The 350-nt window shown below is 50.0% G+C and carries 1 protein-coding gene; it reads right to left on the bottom strand.

Features of this window, described 5'->3' with window-relative positions:
- On the bottom strand, window positions 1-350 hold a 350-nt coding region (locus KH400_RS30280), incomplete at both ends, for a hypothetical protein (protein ID WP_217228573.1).

Here is a 350-nt window from a genome sequence, read left to right as displayed (position 1 = left end):
CCCCCCTCTCTTCCTTTTTCTTCCCTTTTCCCTCCTCCCCTTTCTCTTCCCCCTCCCTCTTTCCTCCTTCCTCCCCTCCCCCTCTTCTCTTTCCCTTTTCCTCCTCTTCTCTCTCCCTCTCTTCCTTCTCTCCCTCTTCCCCTCCTCTTTTTTTTTCTTTCTTCCCCTTTTTTCTTTTTTCTTCCTTTTTCCTTTCTTTTTCTCCCTTCTCTTCCCCTCCCTCTTCTTCCTTTCCTCCCTCTTCTTCCTCCTCTTCCCTTTCCCTTCTTTCCTCCTTCTTTCCTCCCTCCTTCTTCCTTTTCCCCTCTCCCTTTTCTCCCCTTTCTCCCTTTCTCTTCTCCCCCTCTTCC

Source organism: Desertibacillus haloalkaliphilus (assembly GCF_019039105.1).
In the GTDB taxonomy this organism is placed as follows: domain Bacteria; phylum Bacillota; class Bacilli; order Bacillales; family KJ1-10-99; genus Desertibacillus; species Desertibacillus haloalkaliphilus.
Note: the sequence above shows the minus strand (reverse complement) of the source record. Positions and strands in the feature narration are given on the sequence as shown.